The organism is Phenylobacterium sp., from assembly GCF_030645195.1.
Taxonomy (GTDB): Bacteria; Pseudomonadota; Alphaproteobacteria; order Caulobacterales; family Caulobacteraceae; genus Phenylobacterium.
Map to the genome: position 1 here is coordinate 1 of NZ_JAUSLW010000198.1, position 15,012 is coordinate 15,012.

15 protein-coding genes are annotated in these 15,012 nt (G+C 69.9%); 10 read left to right on the plus strand and 5 right to left on the minus strand.

All coding sequences use genetic code 11. From position 1 onward, the window contains the following. The 3 genes from Q7T09_RS16965 to Q7T09_RS16975 all read left to right on the plus strand — a co-directional run. The coding region (locus Q7T09_RS16965; protein WP_304701311.1) for an ATP-binding protein at nucleotides 1–208 on the plus strand (208 nt) is incomplete at its 5' end. Nucleotides 209–323: 115 nt separating this feature from the next. After that, nucleotides 324–1,385 carry an AraC family transcriptional regulator gene (locus tag Q7T09_RS16970; RefSeq protein WP_304701312.1) on the plus strand — a complete coding sequence of 354 codons (1,062 nt, stop codon included), beginning with the start codon at nucleotides 324–326 and terminating at the stop codon, nucleotides 1,383–1,385. 86 nt (nucleotides 1,386–1,471) lie between these two features. Continuing rightward, entirely contained in the window at nucleotides 1,472–2,386 is a 915-nt protein-coding gene (locus Q7T09_RS16975) for a CPBP family intramembrane glutamic endopeptidase (RefSeq protein ID WP_304701313.1), read from the plus strand. Here Q7T09_RS16975 and Q7T09_RS16980 read toward each other — a convergent pair. Beyond that, nucleotides 2,376–2,924 carry an EF-hand domain-containing protein gene (locus Q7T09_RS16980; RefSeq protein ID WP_304701314.1) on the minus strand — a complete coding sequence of 183 codons (549 nt, stop codon included), beginning with the start codon at nucleotides 2,922–2,924 and terminating at the stop codon, nucleotides 2,376–2,378. The two genes, Q7T09_RS16975 and Q7T09_RS16980, sit on opposite strands and share 11 nt — an antisense overlap. A 325-nt stretch (nucleotides 2,925–3,249) precedes the next feature. Here Q7T09_RS16980 and Q7T09_RS16985 point away from each other — a divergent pair, with 325 nt between their 5' ends. Together Q7T09_RS16985 and Q7T09_RS16990 are read left to right on the plus strand one after the other, a co-directional pair. Beyond that, nucleotides 3,250–4,359, plus strand: coding sequence for an S-(hydroxymethyl)glutathione dehydrogenase/class III alcohol dehydrogenase (locus Q7T09_RS16985; RefSeq protein WP_304701315.1), 1,110 nt, complete (start codon nucleotides 3,250–3,252; stop codon nucleotides 4,357–4,359). Nucleotides 4,360–4,607: 248 nt separating this feature from the next. Continuing rightward, complete coding sequence (locus Q7T09_RS16990) at nucleotides 4,608–6,173, plus strand: carboxylesterase/lipase family protein (protein ID WP_304701316.1); 1,566 nt, start codon at nucleotides 4,608–4,610, stop codon at nucleotides 6,171–6,173. Nucleotides 6,174–6,464: 291 nt separating this feature from the next. On the opposite strand, the gene Q7T09_RS16995 is transcribed toward Q7T09_RS16990, so the two are convergent. Further along, a complete protein-coding gene (locus tag Q7T09_RS16995) occupies nucleotides 6,465–6,935 on the minus strand; it encodes a hypothetical protein (protein ID WP_304701317.1) in 471 nt (156 codons plus the stop codon). Between the two features lie 193 nt (nucleotides 6,936–7,128). Here Q7T09_RS16995 and Q7T09_RS17000 point away from each other — a divergent pair, with 193 nt between their 5' ends. Beyond that, nucleotides 7,129–8,625 (plus strand): hypothetical protein, encoded by a 1,497-nt coding sequence (locus tag Q7T09_RS17000; protein ID WP_304701318.1) that lies wholly within the window; start codon nucleotides 7,129–7,131, stop codon nucleotides 8,623–8,625. Next, a complete protein-coding gene (locus tag Q7T09_RS17005; protein WP_304701319.1) occupies nucleotides 8,622–9,134 on the plus strand; it encodes a hypothetical protein in 513 nt (170 codons plus the stop codon). Before Q7T09_RS17000 ends, Q7T09_RS17005 begins: the two co-directional genes overlap by 4 nt. Here Q7T09_RS17005 and Q7T09_RS17010 read toward each other — a convergent pair. Further along, nucleotides 9,131–9,526 (minus strand): hypothetical protein, encoded by a 396-nt coding sequence (locus Q7T09_RS17010; protein ID WP_304701320.1) that lies wholly within the window; start codon nucleotides 9,524–9,526, stop codon nucleotides 9,131–9,133. The genes Q7T09_RS17005 and Q7T09_RS17010 overlap by 4 nt on opposite strands. 162 nt (nucleotides 9,527–9,688) lie before the next feature. Between Q7T09_RS17010 and Q7T09_RS17015 the strand changes: the two genes are divergently transcribed. The 3 genes from Q7T09_RS17015 to Q7T09_RS17025 are packed head-to-tail and all read left to right on the plus strand — an operon-like array spanning nucleotide 9,689 to nucleotide 12,985. After that, nucleotides 9,689–10,231: an NADPH-dependent FMN reductase gene (locus tag Q7T09_RS17015; RefSeq protein WP_304701321.1), complete on the plus strand. Its 543-nt coding sequence runs from the start codon at nucleotides 9,689–9,691 to the stop codon at nucleotides 10,229–10,231. A 55-nt stretch (nucleotides 10,232–10,286) separates the two neighbouring features. Beyond that, entirely contained in the window at nucleotides 10,287–11,273 is a 987-nt protein-coding gene (locus tag Q7T09_RS17020; RefSeq protein ID WP_304701322.1) for a YafY family protein, read from the plus strand. Next, nucleotides 11,267–12,985, plus strand: coding sequence for a hypothetical protein (locus Q7T09_RS17025; protein ID WP_304701323.1), 1,719 nt, complete (start codon nucleotides 11,267–11,269; stop codon nucleotides 12,983–12,985). The genes Q7T09_RS17020 and Q7T09_RS17025 overlap by 7 nt, the downstream gene beginning before the upstream one ends. Before the next feature lie 162 nt (nucleotides 12,986–13,147). Here the strand turns inward: Q7T09_RS17025 and Q7T09_RS17030 are convergent, their stop codons facing one another. Together Q7T09_RS17030 and Q7T09_RS17035 are read right to left on the minus strand one after the other, a co-directional pair. Beyond that, complete coding sequence (locus Q7T09_RS17030; protein ID WP_304701324.1) at nucleotides 13,148–13,963, minus strand: PIG-L deacetylase family protein; 816 nt, start codon at nucleotides 13,961–13,963, stop codon at nucleotides 13,148–13,150. Then, a complete protein-coding gene (locus tag Q7T09_RS17035; RefSeq protein WP_304701325.1) occupies nucleotides 13,960–14,991 on the minus strand; it encodes a serine hydrolase in 1,032 nt (343 codons plus the stop codon). Before Q7T09_RS17035 ends, Q7T09_RS17030 begins: the two co-directional genes overlap by 4 nt. Nucleotides 14,992–15,012: the final 21 nt, after the last annotated feature.

The window sequence follows — 15,012 nt, forward strand, 5'->3', positions numbered from 1 at the left end:
CGGGCCGGGCCTGGCCGAGGGCGAACTGGAGCGGGTGTTCCAGCCCTTCTACCGCGCCGAGGCCGCGCGAACGCTGGACGGCGGCGGGGTGGGGCTGGGCCTCGCCGTGGCGCGGTCCATCGCGCGGGCGCACGGCGGGGACGTGACCCTGCGGGCGGGGCCCGAGGGGCTGGTGGCGCGGGTGAGATTGCCGCTGTCGGCGGGCTAGGGGAGGCGTGGTCCGGTTGTTGAGGGATTCCCACGCTGCTAGGTTAAAGATAGCGCAAGGGGCGCAGACGGCAGGCTAGGTCGCATTGAGCCGACCTCCGGGCGGAGGGCGCCAGATGCTGACGACGACGGCGCCATTGTTGCGGGGAATCGCGATCGGGGCGTTCCTGGTCATCGCCCTGAGCGTCGCGCGCAGCGAGCTCAGCCGCGACGCCAAGCTGACCACGGTCCTGACCTTCCTGAGCAGCGCCGCCTGGACGCTCACCGGGTCCGAGCAGAGCTCGATACTGCTGGGCCGTCCCCAGCTGCTGCTCTGGATGACATTCCCGGCCGCGGGCTTCTTCTGGGCCTTCGTCTCCTGCGTGTTCCAGGATCGCCCCCTCCGCGGGTTCGCCTTCGCCCCCGCGGCCCTGCTGCTGTTGCTGGGGATCGCCGCGACCTGGTCGCCGGCGGGCCCAGACCGGCTGCTGCGCGCGGCCTTCAATGTCGCCGCCGCCGCGCTCTGCCTGCACGCGATGGTTCTGATTCTCCGCAGCTGGCGCGGCGACCTTGTGGACAGCCGCAGATCCTCTCGGGGCCTGATCCTGGGGATCGCGGCTCTCTTCGCGGCGACTCAGGGCGCGGCCGGCGCCCTGCACGGGCTTGGCCGTGGCGGCGCCTGGGCCTCGGTGGCCCTTGGGGAGGCGTTCGGGGCGGTGGCCATTGCGGCCCTGGCCCTGGCGATGGGCTGGCTGCTGCTCCAGGCGCGGACCCCGCTCTTCGCGACGCCCGCCGCCCTGCCCAAGGTGACGGACGCCCGGCTCGTCGCCGCCGAGCGGGTGCTGCTGGCGAAGCTGGAGGCGTTCATGGACGCCGGCGGCTGGCGCCGGGAGGGTCTGAACATCGCGGCCCTGGCCCATGAACTCGGAACCCAGGAGCACCGGCTGCGCCGGCTCATCAACACCCGCCTGCGGCATCGGAATTTCGCCGACTTCGTGAACGGCTACCGCATCGCGGCCGCCAAGGCGCGATTGGCCGATCCGGCCCGTGCCGAGGCCACCATCGCGAGCCTGGCCTTTGACCTGGGGTTCGGCTCCCTCAGTCCGTTCAACCGGGCGTTCCGCGCCGCCACCGGCGCGACGCCCACAGCGTGGCGGCGCGCGGCGCTGGAGGCCCAGATCGCCAAGGACACCGATTAAGTTCGGAATCGACGAGGCTTTTTCAGTGTCGCCGAGACGATGCGCCGAAGCGGCGATCCTCTGAATTCTTTTGGAGGGTCTTGGCCATGCACAAACAGAAACACTCAGGCTCTGGAGCCGAGTCGGACGCCCGCAGGGGCGGCGGCAAGGCGCCGCCGCGCGCCGTCCGCCGGGCGAGCGGGCTCGGCGTGTTCTACATCCTGGTCTTCGCCTGGGCCTGGGGGGTGGGCCTGTTGTTCGCCGTGGCCGGCGGGCCGATGGCGAGGGTCTTCGGGGAGGTTTCCCTGGGCAATCCGCTGATCTTCGTGACCGTGTGGTCGCCCACGATCCTCGCGTTCGCCGTCACGGCTGCGCATGACGGCCGGGATGGCCTACGGGACCTGGTGGGGCGGATATTCCGGTGGCGCTTCCCGCTGCGCTGGTACCTGGCGGCGACGTTTGGGATCGCGGGGGTGGCCCTGGGCGCGCGGTTCCTGCAGGCGCACCTTTGGGGGACGGCCCCGCCGCCCGTGTGGGATTTCGCGCGCTGGCCGGAGTTCGCCGTGACAGGCCTGGCGATGATGGTGCTGGATCCGGGTCCCATCGGCGAGGATCCGGGATGGCGCGGGTTCGCGCTGCCCAGGATGCTCGACCGCTTCAATCCGACGGCCGCGGCGGTGCTGCTGGGCGTCATCTGGGCCGTCTGGCACCTGCCAGCCTTCCTGTTTTCCGGCATGCCGCAGTCCAGTCTTCCGATCGGCTGGTTCTGCCTGTCCATGGTGTCGGTGACCGTGCTGATGGCCTGGGTGACGATCAACACCCGGGGCGCGGTCATGCCGGCCATCCTGATGCACTGGTCGTTCAACCGCTTCAGCGACCTCAGCCAGGATGGCGCGATCTACGCCGCCCTGGCCTACACCGCCGCCGCCTTGGCGGTCATCGCCGGCACGAGGGGCTCGCTTGGCTTTCGGCGGTCTCGGGCCGGAGCTTCGGCTCCGGCCCTTGGACGGGTCAGACGGTGACGCCGGTCTCCGTGGCTGACGACGCATTTTGCGCTGTTGCCAGGATGCTGGCGGCGGTGGAGGTGGCCTCGGCGTGATGTCGCTGATGCTTGGCCGCCATCGCCTCCAGCCCCTTGGTCAGTTCCTCGAGGCCGAGCTTGCCGTCGCCGTCGGTGTCGAGCTTGGAGAGCGCGCTGGTGAGGTCCGACGACGCGCTGGCGGCGTTGGCGCCCTTCAGGCTGCTCTCGATCTCCGACAGGCTCAGGGTCCCGTCGCCGTCGGTGTCCACGTCGCCGATCAGCTTGGTGGCGAGATCCGACGCCGTGGGCTCGTCCTCCTGGGCCTGGAGCAGACTGGCCAGGGTGTTGGAGGAAAACTGGCTGGAGGCCTGGGAGTCGCCGGCCGGCGGCGGTCCCGGGGGCGGGCCGGGGGGAGGGCCTGACGGCCGGCCGCCGGCCTGCACATCCTGCCCGGCGCCCTGCTGCTGCTGCATCAGGGCGGCCAGCATGCGCTGGGTCGCGCTGGTGTCGTAAGTACTTGAACTGCTTGATATCTGCATTGGTCCCTCGTTCGTGGCCAGGGGGGTCTGGCCTGGAGCGGCGCCCGGAGGAGCGCAACTCCGGTGAGGAGCCATGCAATTGACCGGTCAGCTTCGTCGGCGGGATTTGTTTCAATCGGCGGGGCGAGACTGAAACAGTTCGGACGCGGACGCCGGAATTTTCCGGCAAATCCAGTAACTATGAAACCCGGCTGTCATAGTGGACCCGGCGTTTCACCCCGCGCAGCTAGGCCGTTCGCGCCTGTGGGAAATTTTGACCGCCCGGGCGTCTTGCCTCTCCGGCGAGGGGCCGACATGGTCCCCGCAAGTTCTGGAGGAGTCCCCCATGAAGACCCGCGCCGCCGTCGCCTTCCAAGCCAAGCAGCCCCTGGAGATCGTCGAGGTCGACCTGGAGGGGCCGAAAGCCTTCGAGGTGCTGGTGGAGATCAAGGCCACGGGGATCTGCCACACCGACGCCTACACCCTGGACGGGCTGGATTCAGAGGGGCTGTTCCCCTCGATCCTCGGCCACGAGGGGGCCGGGGTCGTGCTGGAGGTGGGGCCGGGGGTGACCAGCGTGAAGCCGGGGGACCATGTGATCCCGCTCTACACGCCCGAATGCCGCCAGTGCAAAAGCTGCCTGTCGCGCAAGACCAACCTGTGCACCGCGATCCGGGGCACCCAGGGCAAGGGCCTGATGCCGGACGGGACCAGCCGGTTCTCGTACAAGGGCCAGGCGATCGCCCACTATATGGGCTGCTCGACCTTCGCCAACCACACGGTCCTGCCCGAGATCGCGGTGGCCAAGATCCGCGACGACGCCCCCTTCGACAAGGCCTGCTACATCGGCTGCGGCGTCACCACGGGGGTGGGCGCGGTGGTCAATACGGCCGGCGTGGAGCCGGGCGCCAATGTTGTGGTGTTCGGCCTGGGGGGCATCGGGCTCAACGTCATCCAGGGCGCGCGGATGGTGGGCGCGGGCATGATCATCGGGGTGGACATCAATCCCGACCGCGAGGAATGGGGCCGCCGGTTCGGCATGACCCACTTCGTCAATCCCAAGACGATCGACGGGGACATCGTCGCCCACCTGGTGGCCCTGACCGACGGCGGGGCCGACTACACCTTCGACTGCACCGGCAACACCACGGTGATGCGCCAGGCCCTGGAGGCCTGCCATCGCGGCTGGGGCGAGAGCATCATCATCGGGGTGGCCGAGGCCGGCAAGGAGATCTCCACCCGGCCGTTCCAGCTGGTCACCGGCCGGGTCTGGAAGGGCACGGCCTTCGGCGGCGCGCGGGGCCGCACCGATGTGCCGAAGATCGTCGACTGGTACATGGACGGCAAGATCGAGATCGACCCGATGATCACCCACGTCATGCCGCTGGAGGACATCAACAGGGCCTTCGACCTGATGCATTCGGGCGAGAGCATCCGCTCGGTGGTGGTGTTCTAGAGCGCGCGCGCCGCCCCGATTTCACATGTTGGTGGTCGCGGATGGAGGAGAAGGCCTTTTTCGCCGCGTGGTGGCCGACGGAGGCTTGTCGGGCAAGGCCTTGCGGGCGGCCAGGCCGGCCGTCATTGGCCGACATGTGACCGCTGAGGTCCCACCGGAACGCTGACCCACAGCCCAGCGACTCCGGAGGCGTGACACCGGTGTCAGGGTGGGGCTATCCTTGTCGGACCAGACGAGGGGAGACGCCGATGGGCGAGGTCTCGCGACGCAGGCTGATCGCCGCCGGTGGGGCCCTGCTGGCGCCCTCGGGCGTCTTCGCGGCGGGGACATCCCCGGTGGCGCGGACCACGAACGGCCCGGTGCGAGGGTTCGTCGAGCGGGGGATCAGGGTGTTCAAGGGCGTGCGCTACGGCGCCGCCCCGCGCCGCTTCCGTCCGCCGGTGGCGCCTGCGCCCTGGACCCGGACGCTGGAGGCCACGGCCTATGGCCCAAGCTCGCCCCAGAGCGGCCGCGAAGACACCGTCCAGAGCGAGGACTGCCTGTTCCTCAATGTCTGGACGCCGGGCCTGAGGGACGGCGTCAGGCGTCCGGTGATGGTCTACATCCACGGCGGCGCCTATTCGAACGGCTCGGGGTCCTCCCCCCTCTATGACGGGGTGCGCCTGAGCCGTCGCGGCGATGTGGTGGTGGTGACGATCAATCACCGGCTCAACGTGTTCGGCTATGGGTTCCTGGCCAGGCTGGCGGGGCCGCGGTTCGCCGACAGCGGCAATGCCGGCATGCTGGACATCCTGCTGGCGCTGGCCTGGGTCCGCGACAACGCCGCGCAGTTCGGGGGCGATCCCTCCCGGGTCATGGTCTTCGGCCAGTCGGGCGGCGGGGCCAAGATCGCCACGATGATGGCGATGCCCGCCGCGGCGGGCCTGTTCCACAGCGCGGCCACCATGAGCGGCCAGCAGGTGACGGCCTCGGGTCCCCTGCACGCCACCGAGCGGATGACCCTGTTCCTGGCCGCCATCGGCCTGACGTCGGACCGGGCCGCCGAAGCCGCGACCCTGCCGACGGCCAAGCTGCTGGAGGGGCTCAGCGTCCGCGATCCCTTCACCCAGGGGAGCCTCTATTTCGGGCCGGTGCTGGACGAGCGCTCGCTGACCCGCCACCCCTTCTGGCCGGACGCCGCGCCGCAAGGGCTGAAGATCCCGATGATCATCGGCAACACCCACGACGAGGCCCGCGCCTTCGTGGCCCATTCCAGGCCCGACCCCTTCAACCTGGGGTGGGACGAGGTCGCCGGCCGGATCGCCCCGGAGATGCGGGTGGATATCGATCCCGACCACGTGGTGGCCGAATATCGCAATCTGTACCCGGGCTATTCCCCCAGCGAGGTGTTCTTCGCCGCCATCACGGCGGGCCGCTCCTGGCGCGGGGCGGTGATCGAGGCCGAGGAACGGGCGCGGGCCGGGGCGCCGGCCTGGGTCTATCAGCTCGACCTGCCGAGCACTGTGGAGGGCGGGCGGCTGCGGGCCATGCACACCACCGACATCCCCCTGGTGTTCGACAACCTGGCGGCCAAGGGCTCGCCGGTGGCGCCGTCGGCGGCCGCGCAATCGGTGGCCGACAAGATGAGCGAGGCCTTCATCGCGCTCGCCAGGACCGGAAACCCCAACAACCCGGCGCTTCCCACCTGGACGCCCTACGACCTGACCCGGCGGGCCACCATGGTCTTCGACGCGCAGACGCGGCTGGCAGACGACCCGCGCGGCGCCGAGCGGCGGCTGTTCGCCAAGGTCCCCTATATCCAGCCGGGGACCTGATCTCCTTTTCCGCCCCTGCGCAGCGGGGGAGAGGGACCCTGCGCAGCATGGGGCGAGACTGAACGCTGTGGAGGGTCGTCTTCCATACCGCTCATCCCGGCGACCGATCTTCGGCGGCGCGAAGCAGCCAAGGCCGGGACCCAGGTGAAACCCACTCCGAGCGCGTGGGAAGCCCAGGATGCGGAGGGGGATCATCTCTGTCGGCGCGGGATGAATCTGGGTCCCGGCCTTCGCCGGGATGAGCGGATGAGCGGATGAGGGGGGCTAGGGGGGGCCGCGCGCCGATGGACCCTAGATCGCCCGGCGGAACGGGACGACCACCTCCGCCGTCTCGCGGGCCTCGGGCCCGGGGGCCATGTCCGGGACCCGCAGGATCAGGCCGTTGAAGCCGAAGGCCTGGGCCACCAGGCAGGCGGCGGCGGCGAAGGGCGCGCGGGGGCTGTCGGCCAGCAGCCAGGCCAGGTGGGCCTCCAGCCGCGGATAATCCTCGGCTTGCGCCGCGGCGAACAGGGCCAGGATCAGCTGCTCGTCGCGGCTGAGCGGCAGGGAGCCGGGGACGCCGAGGGTCACCTTGCGCCGCCCGTGGCGGGCCAGTTCGCGGACGAAGACCTCCAGGGCGTTGAGCGTCTCGGTGTCCCCGCAGGCCTGGTGGAAGGACCGCCGCACCAGGGGACAGGCCCCCAGCTCGAAGGCGAGCGCCCGGAAGCCGAAGAGCAGCAGGCGCTCGCCATGGGTGAGGTCGGGGAGGGTGTCTTGCGCCATGGGCGACTCCTTGCGGGCCTCCAGGCTTATTGCGTTTGAGAATGACTCGCAACAAGAGATCGCGAGCCGGCTTCATCATCTTCTGCGGGGGGCGTTGGCCGAGCTGGCAGGCGCTTGACGGTGGTCGCAGGATGAAAAATGTTCTTCTTTTGTTCGACTTCAAGCTTCACCAGTAGTAGGGTTCTTTGGTCGCTTGAGCCGCACCTATGGCGGCTTTGAGGAGCGCGGCTCGGTGCGTAAGACCGGCCGCCGGCGTGTTCAATCATCAGCCTTAAGGATGGCCATGAGCGGATCGCTTGATCGCTACTATCGAAGGACGACCGCGGAGATCGACGAGGCGCGCCAGCGGTTTGAAGACCGGGGCCGAACGCTCTGGAACGAGGCGACTCGAACGGGCGGATCGGCGGTGGGCGACACGCTGACCGCGTTGCGCAAGCTGGGGTCTCCTGAACCGGCGCCGGCGCCGAGGCGTCAGACGATCGCGCAACCCCAGACGTCCAAGATGATGGGGCGAAGCTATGCGCAAGCTGGCGGAGGGCCGGCCACGTCGTCAAGCTCCCCGATGGCGGCGCCGAAGCGTCAGAACCCAGCCCCGGCCCTGGCCTCCAGACCTATGGGACGTGGCTATTCCCCGCCGGCGAAGCGTCCGGACGCGGCCCCGAGCCCGACATCATCCGGCGAGCGCGCGGCGGCTGCCTTCCACGGCTTCAGCGATGGCGCGACCTTCGGCGCGGGGGACCAAGCGTCCGCCCTGGTCCATGCCGGCCTCCCTGGGGACGGCCATTGGTCGGATCGCTATCACCAGCAGATGGAGGCGCTGCGCGCCCAGGACGCCTATGATCAGGCGCACTATCCGATGACGCGGACGGCGGGGCAGGTCGCCGGCGCGGTCGCGACGGCCTTCACACCGGTGGGCGTGGAGGCGGGCGCCCTCAAGGCCGCCAGCTATGTCCCGAAAGCAGCCCGCTTCGTGAAGGGCGCCACGGCGACGAGGCGGATCACGCCCTTGGCCCGAGGGTTGGGCGATCATGTGCGATGGTCGGGGATCGCGGCGGGTGCCGGCGGCGCCGCGGGCGTGACAGGGCAGGCTGTGTCAGATGTCGCCTCCCAGCGGAAAAGTAGTCTGAGGTCGTATGCGGCGTCAGCGGTTGGTGGCGCGGTCGACTCGGTGGGGACAATCTACTTAGGCCCGGCCCGTGGCGGCGCCCTGGGCGGCGCCACGGGGTCGGCTGCAGACGACGCGTTCAACGGGCGCATGCCATCCCTTGTCCGGATGTCCGAAGGTGCGGCGGCCGGGAGCGTCCTGGGCAAGACGGCCGGCGCCTTGGGGACCTTGGGCGTCCATGCACTCCCGGGGCTGAACAGCATTAAGGGGTTACGAAAGGGTACGGTTGGGGACGCGCTTTCCGAAATGCGCAGCCGGCTAGAAGGCGAAGGTGTCGCTCGGCGCCAACGCCCCGTCAAATTGTCGAAAAGCTATACGCGAGTTGATCATCTAACGAAGACCGGCAAGCCCGTAGAGGCGAAGTTCGGGTTTGAGGCTGATCTAAGCCCAGCGCAAACCTTGGCGTGGAAGGAGTTGCCCAACTATCGGATCGACCACTTCTTGCCTGAAGATATCGGAAAGCTGTTGGCCCTTCCGCTCACTGGTTTCTCCAGTGGATTTGAGATGGGGCGGCGACGGCCATGAACGCTAGCGAGAAGCAGAAGGCGACGCGCGAGGCGGCCCACGCCCGACTCTATCCCCTGTTCAAGGAACTCGAATTCCGGCGCGGCGCAAAACTTCCGGTGAAGCGCATGCGCAGTCGTTTGGGCTGGCGGCGGATGAGGGAAGGGCAACTCGACCAAGTCGGTCTGCACTGGTCGAAATACTCCAATGGCCGCTTCGTGATCGAGTGGATGACGACAGACCCGCGTGTCGTGGTTCCGCCCACCACCTACGTCGCCTGGATGGATGGACGGATCTATCGTGGACCGCCGCGATGGTTCAGCCTGAATGACAGCGACGGGGAGTGGTTTCGATGGAGCCGGGACCTCGCCAAGGAAATGGACACGGCGGAGACCAGGATGCGCGAACTGGATCGCTATCTGCGCGATGGAACGCCCATGAAGTTCATGTGCCTACCTGAAGCCGGGGCGTTGACGCCGGCCGGAATCGAGGCTTGGGCCAAGGCCGATCAGGCCGATCAGGCCGACTAAGCCGCCACCGACTGCCGCTCATCCGCAAATTCGTAGCTGGCCTCGTCCCACAGCGAGTCCCACTCGGCGAAGCGGGCGTTGGCGTCGCGCAGGCGGGCGTCGTCGCGGACGCTGACCACCTCGCCCTGGGCCTCGTCCCAGACCACGGTGAGGTCGGTCAGGCGATGGTCGCCGGCGGCCAGGCGGCCCTGGATCTGCAGGCGCTCGACCATCTCGGGCGAAACCCGCAGCTTCATGCGGCCGCCGGCCTGGCGCACGGCGATGTCGGCGTGGGTGATGACCTTGGCGATCATCTCGGCGTTGGCCGGCTCCACCGGACGGCGGACGTCGAACAGGAACAACGGCTCGGAGCGGACGGCGCGGGGGCGGCGGAGTTGAGCGACGTTGGGCATGGGCAGCTCCTTTCGTTTCGGCAGGATCACCCTAGGGGGCGGGTGCGTCAGAAACGGTCGTATGTTTTTGCTATGTTCTCTTTTTCCGAGGCCCCGGACCCCGGACCGACTCGGCCTATCAACGGGCGTCGATTCATGAAGTTGCCGAGGTGGGAAATTTCCATGCGCCTGCTCGCCCTCTGCGGCAGCCTGAGGGCCGTCTCCTCCAACGGCGCGGCCCTGCTGGCCGCCGCCCTGCTGGCTCCGGTCGGGGTGGAGGTGGCGGCCTATGAGGGCCTGGCGGGCCTGCCGCCCTTCAATCCCGACCTCGACACCGACGCCCCGCCCGCCGCCGTGGTGGCCCTGCGCCAGGCCGTCGGGGCCAGCGACGGCCTGCTGATCAGCTCGCCGGAATACGCCCACGGTGTCCCGGGCGCCCTGAAGAACGGCCTGGACTGGCTGGTGGCCAGCCTGGAATTCCACGACACCCCCACCATCCTGATCAGCACCTCGCCGAGCTCAATCCACGCCCCGGCCCAGCTGCGGGAGATCCTGACCACCATGTCGGCGCGGCTGGTGGAGGAGGCCTTCGTGACCCTGCCCCTGCGCGGCCGGCCCCTGGACGCCGCCGCCATCGCCGCCGACCCGGAGCTGTCGACCGCCCTGGCCGGCGGCCTGGCGCGGTTCGCCGCGGCCATCGCCGCCGAGCCCCGCGCGGACCGGTAGCAGGCAAGGCCCGCAACCGGTTAAAGGGTATGCGGACCAAGGCGGAGGACGGAGCTTGCGGCACGAGAAGGCGACACGGCTGCTGGAGTTGGCCCGCCTCCTGGCCTCCTCCGCCGAGGGCCTGACCCTGGACGAGATGGCGCAGGCCATGGGGGTGGGGCGGCGCACCGCCGAGCGGATGCGTGACGCGGTCCGCGACGCCTTTCCGCAGATGGAGGAGGTGGAGGATCCCCCCACCCGGCGGTTCAAGATTCCCTCCGGCTTGGACGGCATTTTCCAGGCGCCGACCGCCGATGAGTTCGCCGCCCTGCACGCCGCGGCCGAGCAGTTCCGGGCCATGGGCGCAACCGGGCGGGCCGGCGCCTTGTTGAACCTGGAACAGAAGGTGCTCTCGGCCATGCGGGCCGGGGTGCGCCGCAAGCTCGCCCCGGACCTGGAGGCCCTGTTGGAAGCCGAGGCCATCTCCATTCACGCCGGACCGCGCCCCTTCGAGGACGAGGCGGTGCTGGGCGCGATCCGCCAGGCCATCAAGTCCCTGCGCCGGCTGCGCTTCCGTTACCAGGGCGGCTCGACGCCGGGGCGGGTGCGGGAGGTGACGCCCTTCGGGGTGCTGTTTGGCCGGGCCAACTACCTGGTGGGGGCGGAGGGCAAGTCCACCGAGCCGCGCACCTGGCGGCTGGACCGCATCGCCGACCTGGAGGTCACCGACACCTTCGGCGCCAAGCCCGAGGACTTCACCCTGCAGGCCTTCGTGGAGCGGTCCTTCGGCATCTATCAGGACGTGGTGGAGGAGGTGCGGCTGCGCATCCTGCCGCATGGGGCCGAGGAGGCCATGGGCTGGCGCTTCCACCCGACCCAGAAGCTGGAGCCCCAGCCCGACGGCGGGGTGATCGCCAGCTTCCAGGCCGCCGGCATGCGCGAGCTCGCCTGGCACCTGTTCACCTGGGGCGACAAGGTGGAGATCCTGGCGCCCGAGCGGCTGAAGCAGATGATGCGCGACGAACTGGCCGTGGCCGTGGCCGCCCATGGCGCGCCATGCTGACTCCCCGCCCCGACGGCCGGGTGGAGAGCCAGATGGCCGTCACCTTGCCGATCATGGCCCCGCGCCTGCAGGGCGAGCTGCACGCCGACGGCCGGGTGGAGCTGGCCCTCTGGGGCGCCGGCGACCTGGGGCGGCTGCGGTTCTCAGGTCTCGCCGGGCCCTATGTCCATGCGCCGAACCTGCTGACGACGCCCTCCGGCGGCGCCTGGGCGGCCCAGTCCGACCCGGTGCTGGTGCTGCGCGGCGTGGCCTATCGTGGCTTCACCCCGGCGCGGAAATGCGCGTCCTGGGACCGCACGGCGCACCCGAGGTCGAAGGTCACGCGCCGGGGCGAGAGGCGGCGGATCGACCTGCCCTGGGCGGTGCTGCTCATCGAGACCCGGGGAGATGACCTGGTGATCGCGGCCGGGGCGGACCTGGACGAGGCCGAGCGGGGCCTGGGCCTGGCCGTGGAGACCATCGTCACCGAGGCCGAGCACTACGCCGCCCATTGCGACCAGATGGCGCAGGCCGATCCGGTGCTGCGCTCCATGGTCATGCAGGGGACCCACGCGGCCCTGTCGTCGGTGCGCCGCGACGAGCGGGGACGGTTCGACGGCCTGGCGGCGGGCCTGGCCTATAGCGCCCCTGCCCGCACCTATTACCGCGACGGCTACTGGACCCTGCAGCTGCTGCTGACCGCCGCGCCGGCCGTGGTCCACGCCCAGATCGATCTGCTGGCCGCCGGCGTCCAGCCCGACGGCGAGGCCCCAAGTGGCGTGATCGTCTCCGGGCCCGAGATGGCCCAGGCCTGGGAAGCCCTGCGCACCACGGTGTTCGGCTATGACTGGATCCACAAGCGCCGCGCCGACTGGTGGAGCGACCATTTCGACAGCCCGCTCTTCTTCGTCCTGGCGCTCGGGGACTATGTCCGGGTCACCGGCGACGTGGAGCCGGTGGATCGGAACTGGCCCTTCGTGCGGGCGATCTATGAGCGCTATGTCGAGCTGTCGCGGGACGGCCTGCCGGCCAAGCCGCGCCATGACCGGGACTGGGCCGACAACGTCTATCGGGCCGGCCATGTCAGCTACAATATCGGCCTGTGGATCGGGGCCCTGGACGCCATGGCGGCGATGGGCGAGGCCCAGGATCCCGACCTCGCGCGACGGGCGCGGGCCACGGCCGTCGAGGCGCGGGCGGCGGTGGCCACGCAGCTGAAGCGGCCGCACGGCGGCTATCCCGACTATCTCGATACGCCGGCGGACATCGCCGAGGACCATTTGACCCTCGACAGCCTGACCCTGCTGCGCCACGACGCCGTGCCGGGGGCCGAGGCCCTGGAGGTGCTGGAGTCCGTCCGCCGGCGCCTGGAGACCCGGCACAATCCCGGCCAGGGCTTCGGCGACTGGGGGATGATGTGCGCCCACCCGCCCTTCAGCCGGCGCGGCGACCTGAGGTCCAAGACCGTCTTCCCCTACCGCTACCACAACGGCTCCGACTGGCCCTGGCTGGACGGCCTCTATGCCGGGGAGCGGCTGCGGCGGGGCCTGCCCGGCTGGCGCTATCCCCTGACGCGGTGGTGGGAGTTCTGTCTCAGCCAGGGCTGGATGGGGGCGGTGGAATACTTCTCTCCGCCCTGGGGTCGGGGCTCCCTGCTGCAGGGCTGGTCCAGCCTGCCGGCGGCCGTCGCCCTGGCGCACCGGGAGACGGTGCTGGCGGGGGATGCGGATTGACGTTCTAGATGCTCCCCCACTGGGGGAGCTGTTGGCCCGAAGGGCCGGCTGAGGGGGACTTTGACTCTCGTTTGACTGAGGTCGACTACGTCGATCCCCCTCCGTCCCGGACCTGCGGTCCGCGCCACCTCCCCCACATCGCGCTGCGCGCTGGGGGAGGATCTATTTGCTCACCGCCAGGGCGAAGTACTCCCGGTCGAACAGGCGGTAGTAGAGCCAGGCGGGGACCCGGTCGTAGCCGGGCTGGACGTCGGCGATGACCTTGGCTTGGCTGGCGTGGACATCCAGCAGGCGGCGTTTGACGCTGGCCTGGCCGGCGATGGGGACCGCGACGGTGGGGGCCGGGAGGCCGGCTTCGGGAGCGCTCGGATAGTTGTCGCGGAAGGCGGCCACCAGCTTCAGAGCCAGCCGGATCATCGCCCGGGGCAGGGTGGCTTGGTAGAGGCGGCGGATGGAGTTGTCCTCCCGCGCCAGCTCCCGGGCCCAGCGGCCGACGGCGATGTGGTCGGGGTGGCCGTAATAGCCGACGCGCTCGTCGAAGCTGATGAGCAGGCTGGGCCTCCAGTGGTCGATCCGCTCACGGAGCACCGCCTTGATCGCCTCGCCGTCGGCGGTGGCGAGGCCGCCGTCCGGCCATTCGAGGACCTCCACCGCATGGGCCCCGAGCGTCGCGCCGGCGGCCTGGGCCTCTTTCCGCCGCACCTCCGCCAAGTCCTCGCGGCTGTAGCCCGTATCGCGAGCCGCCTCGCCGCGGGTGACATAGACCAGGACCACAGTCGCGCCCTCGCGGGCCAGATTGGCGAGGGTTCCGGCGCTGGTGATCTCGTCGTCGGGATGGGCCCAGATCGCCATGGCGGTCCTGGGCTGGCCGGGCGCCAGCAGGGAGCGGGCGCTTGGGACCGCGCCGTCGTTCAACTGGCCGCGCGCGACCAGGAACGTCCCGATCGCCAGGGCCAGCAGGACGGCAAGCAGGCTCACGGCCGGAAGCAGTCCACCAGCTCCGCCAGCCAGGCCTTGAGATCCTCTTTCTTTTCGGTCGGCGTCTTGCCGTGGCGCACCACCACCAGGTCGAGATCCGGGGCGATCACCGTGAACTGGCCCTCGTGGCCGTTGGCCGAGAAGCTTCCTGGTCCCGCCATGCCCAGCCACCAGTGGGCGCCATAGGCCCCCTCGGTGACGCCCGGCTGCTGATAGGTGGGGGTTCTCGCATGATCGACCCAGCCCTCGGGCAGCAGGCGCCGGTTCTCCCAGACCCCGCCGCGCAGATAGAGCAGGCCGAAGCGGGCGAAGTCCTGGGCCGTCGCGAAGCAGAAGGACGAGCCGATGAAGGTCCCCGCCGGATCGAACTTGGGGACCGGGCTCACCATGCCCAGCGGCTCGAACAGTCGCTCGCGCATGAAGGCCTCGAAGTCCGGGCCATAGGCGTCGAGGGTTCGGGCCAGGGTGCGGCTGACGATGTTGGTGGTCCCGCTGGAATAGGACCAATGGCGGCCGGGGGCGTAGTCCAGCGGCTTGTCGGCGGCGTAGTGGGCGACGTCGTCCTTCCCCGCGCCCCATATCATCGCGATGGTGTCGGACGGCTGGTCGGGCTCATAGACCTCGCTGAACCTCAGGCCCGAGGACATGCGCAGCAGGTGATCGAGGGTGATGGCGCCGCGTGGATCGCCGGCGTCGCGCCACTCGGGCACGTCGGCCGGGGCGTGGATGTCCAGCTTGCCGTCCCCCACCAGCAGGCCGGTCAGGGCGTGGGTGATGCTCTTGGCCTTGGACCAGGACATGCAGGTCTTGTCAGGGCCGTGGTCTGGCCCATAGCGCTCGAAGATCAGCCGGCCGTCCTTGACGATCACCAGGGCGTGGGCCTCGCCGAAGGCCAGCTGCTCGAACTGCTCGGCCATCAGGTCGTCGAGGCGCAGCCGGTCGAAGCCGGGCGGGAAGAGGCCGAGTGGCCACTCCTCCGTCGGCCAGGGGGTTCCGGCGGGCTGGGTGGGCAGGGGCGGCAGGCTCATGGGGTGAGACTGGCCTGATGC

Bases quoted from the DNA above. Each gene is read 5' to 3' on its own strand.
- Q7T09_RS16970 (WP_304701312.1), top strand. From the start codon at position 324: ATGCTGACGACGACGGCGCCATTGTTGCGGGGAATCGCGATCGGGGCG.
- Q7T09_RS16975 (WP_304701313.1), top strand. From the start codon at position 1,472: ATGCACAAACAGAAACACTCAGGCTCTGGAGCCGAGTCGGACGCCCGC.
- Q7T09_RS16980 (WP_304701314.1), bottom strand. From the start codon at position 2,924: ATGCAGATATCAAGCAGTTCAAGTACTTACGACACCAGCGCGACCCAG.
- Q7T09_RS16985 (WP_304701315.1), top strand. From the start codon at position 3,250: ATGAAGACCCGCGCCGCCGTCGCCTTCCAAGCCAAGCAGCCCCTGGAG.
- Q7T09_RS16990 (WP_304701316.1), top strand. From the start codon at position 4,608: ATGGGCGAGGTCTCGCGACGCAGGCTGATCGCCGCCGGTGGGGCCCTG.
- Q7T09_RS16995 (WP_304701317.1), bottom strand. From the start codon at position 6,935: ATGGCGCAAGACACCCTCCCCGACCTCACCCATGGCGAGCGCCTGCTG.
- Q7T09_RS17005 (WP_304701319.1), top strand. From the start codon at position 8,622: ATGAACGCTAGCGAGAAGCAGAAGGCGACGCGCGAGGCGGCCCACGCC.
- Q7T09_RS17010 (WP_304701320.1), bottom strand. From the start codon at position 9,526: ATGCCCAACGTCGCTCAACTCCGCCGCCCCCGCGCCGTCCGCTCCGAG.
- Q7T09_RS17015 (WP_304701321.1), top strand. From the start codon at position 9,689: ATGCGCCTGCTCGCCCTCTGCGGCAGCCTGAGGGCCGTCTCCTCCAAC.
- Q7T09_RS17025 (WP_304701323.1), top strand. From the start codon at position 11,267: ATGCTGACTCCCCGCCCCGACGGCCGGGTGGAGAGCCAGATGGCCGTC.
- Q7T09_RS17035 (WP_304701325.1), bottom strand. From the start codon at position 14,991: ATGAGCCTGCCGCCCCTGCCCACCCAGCCCGCCGGAACCCCCTGGCCG.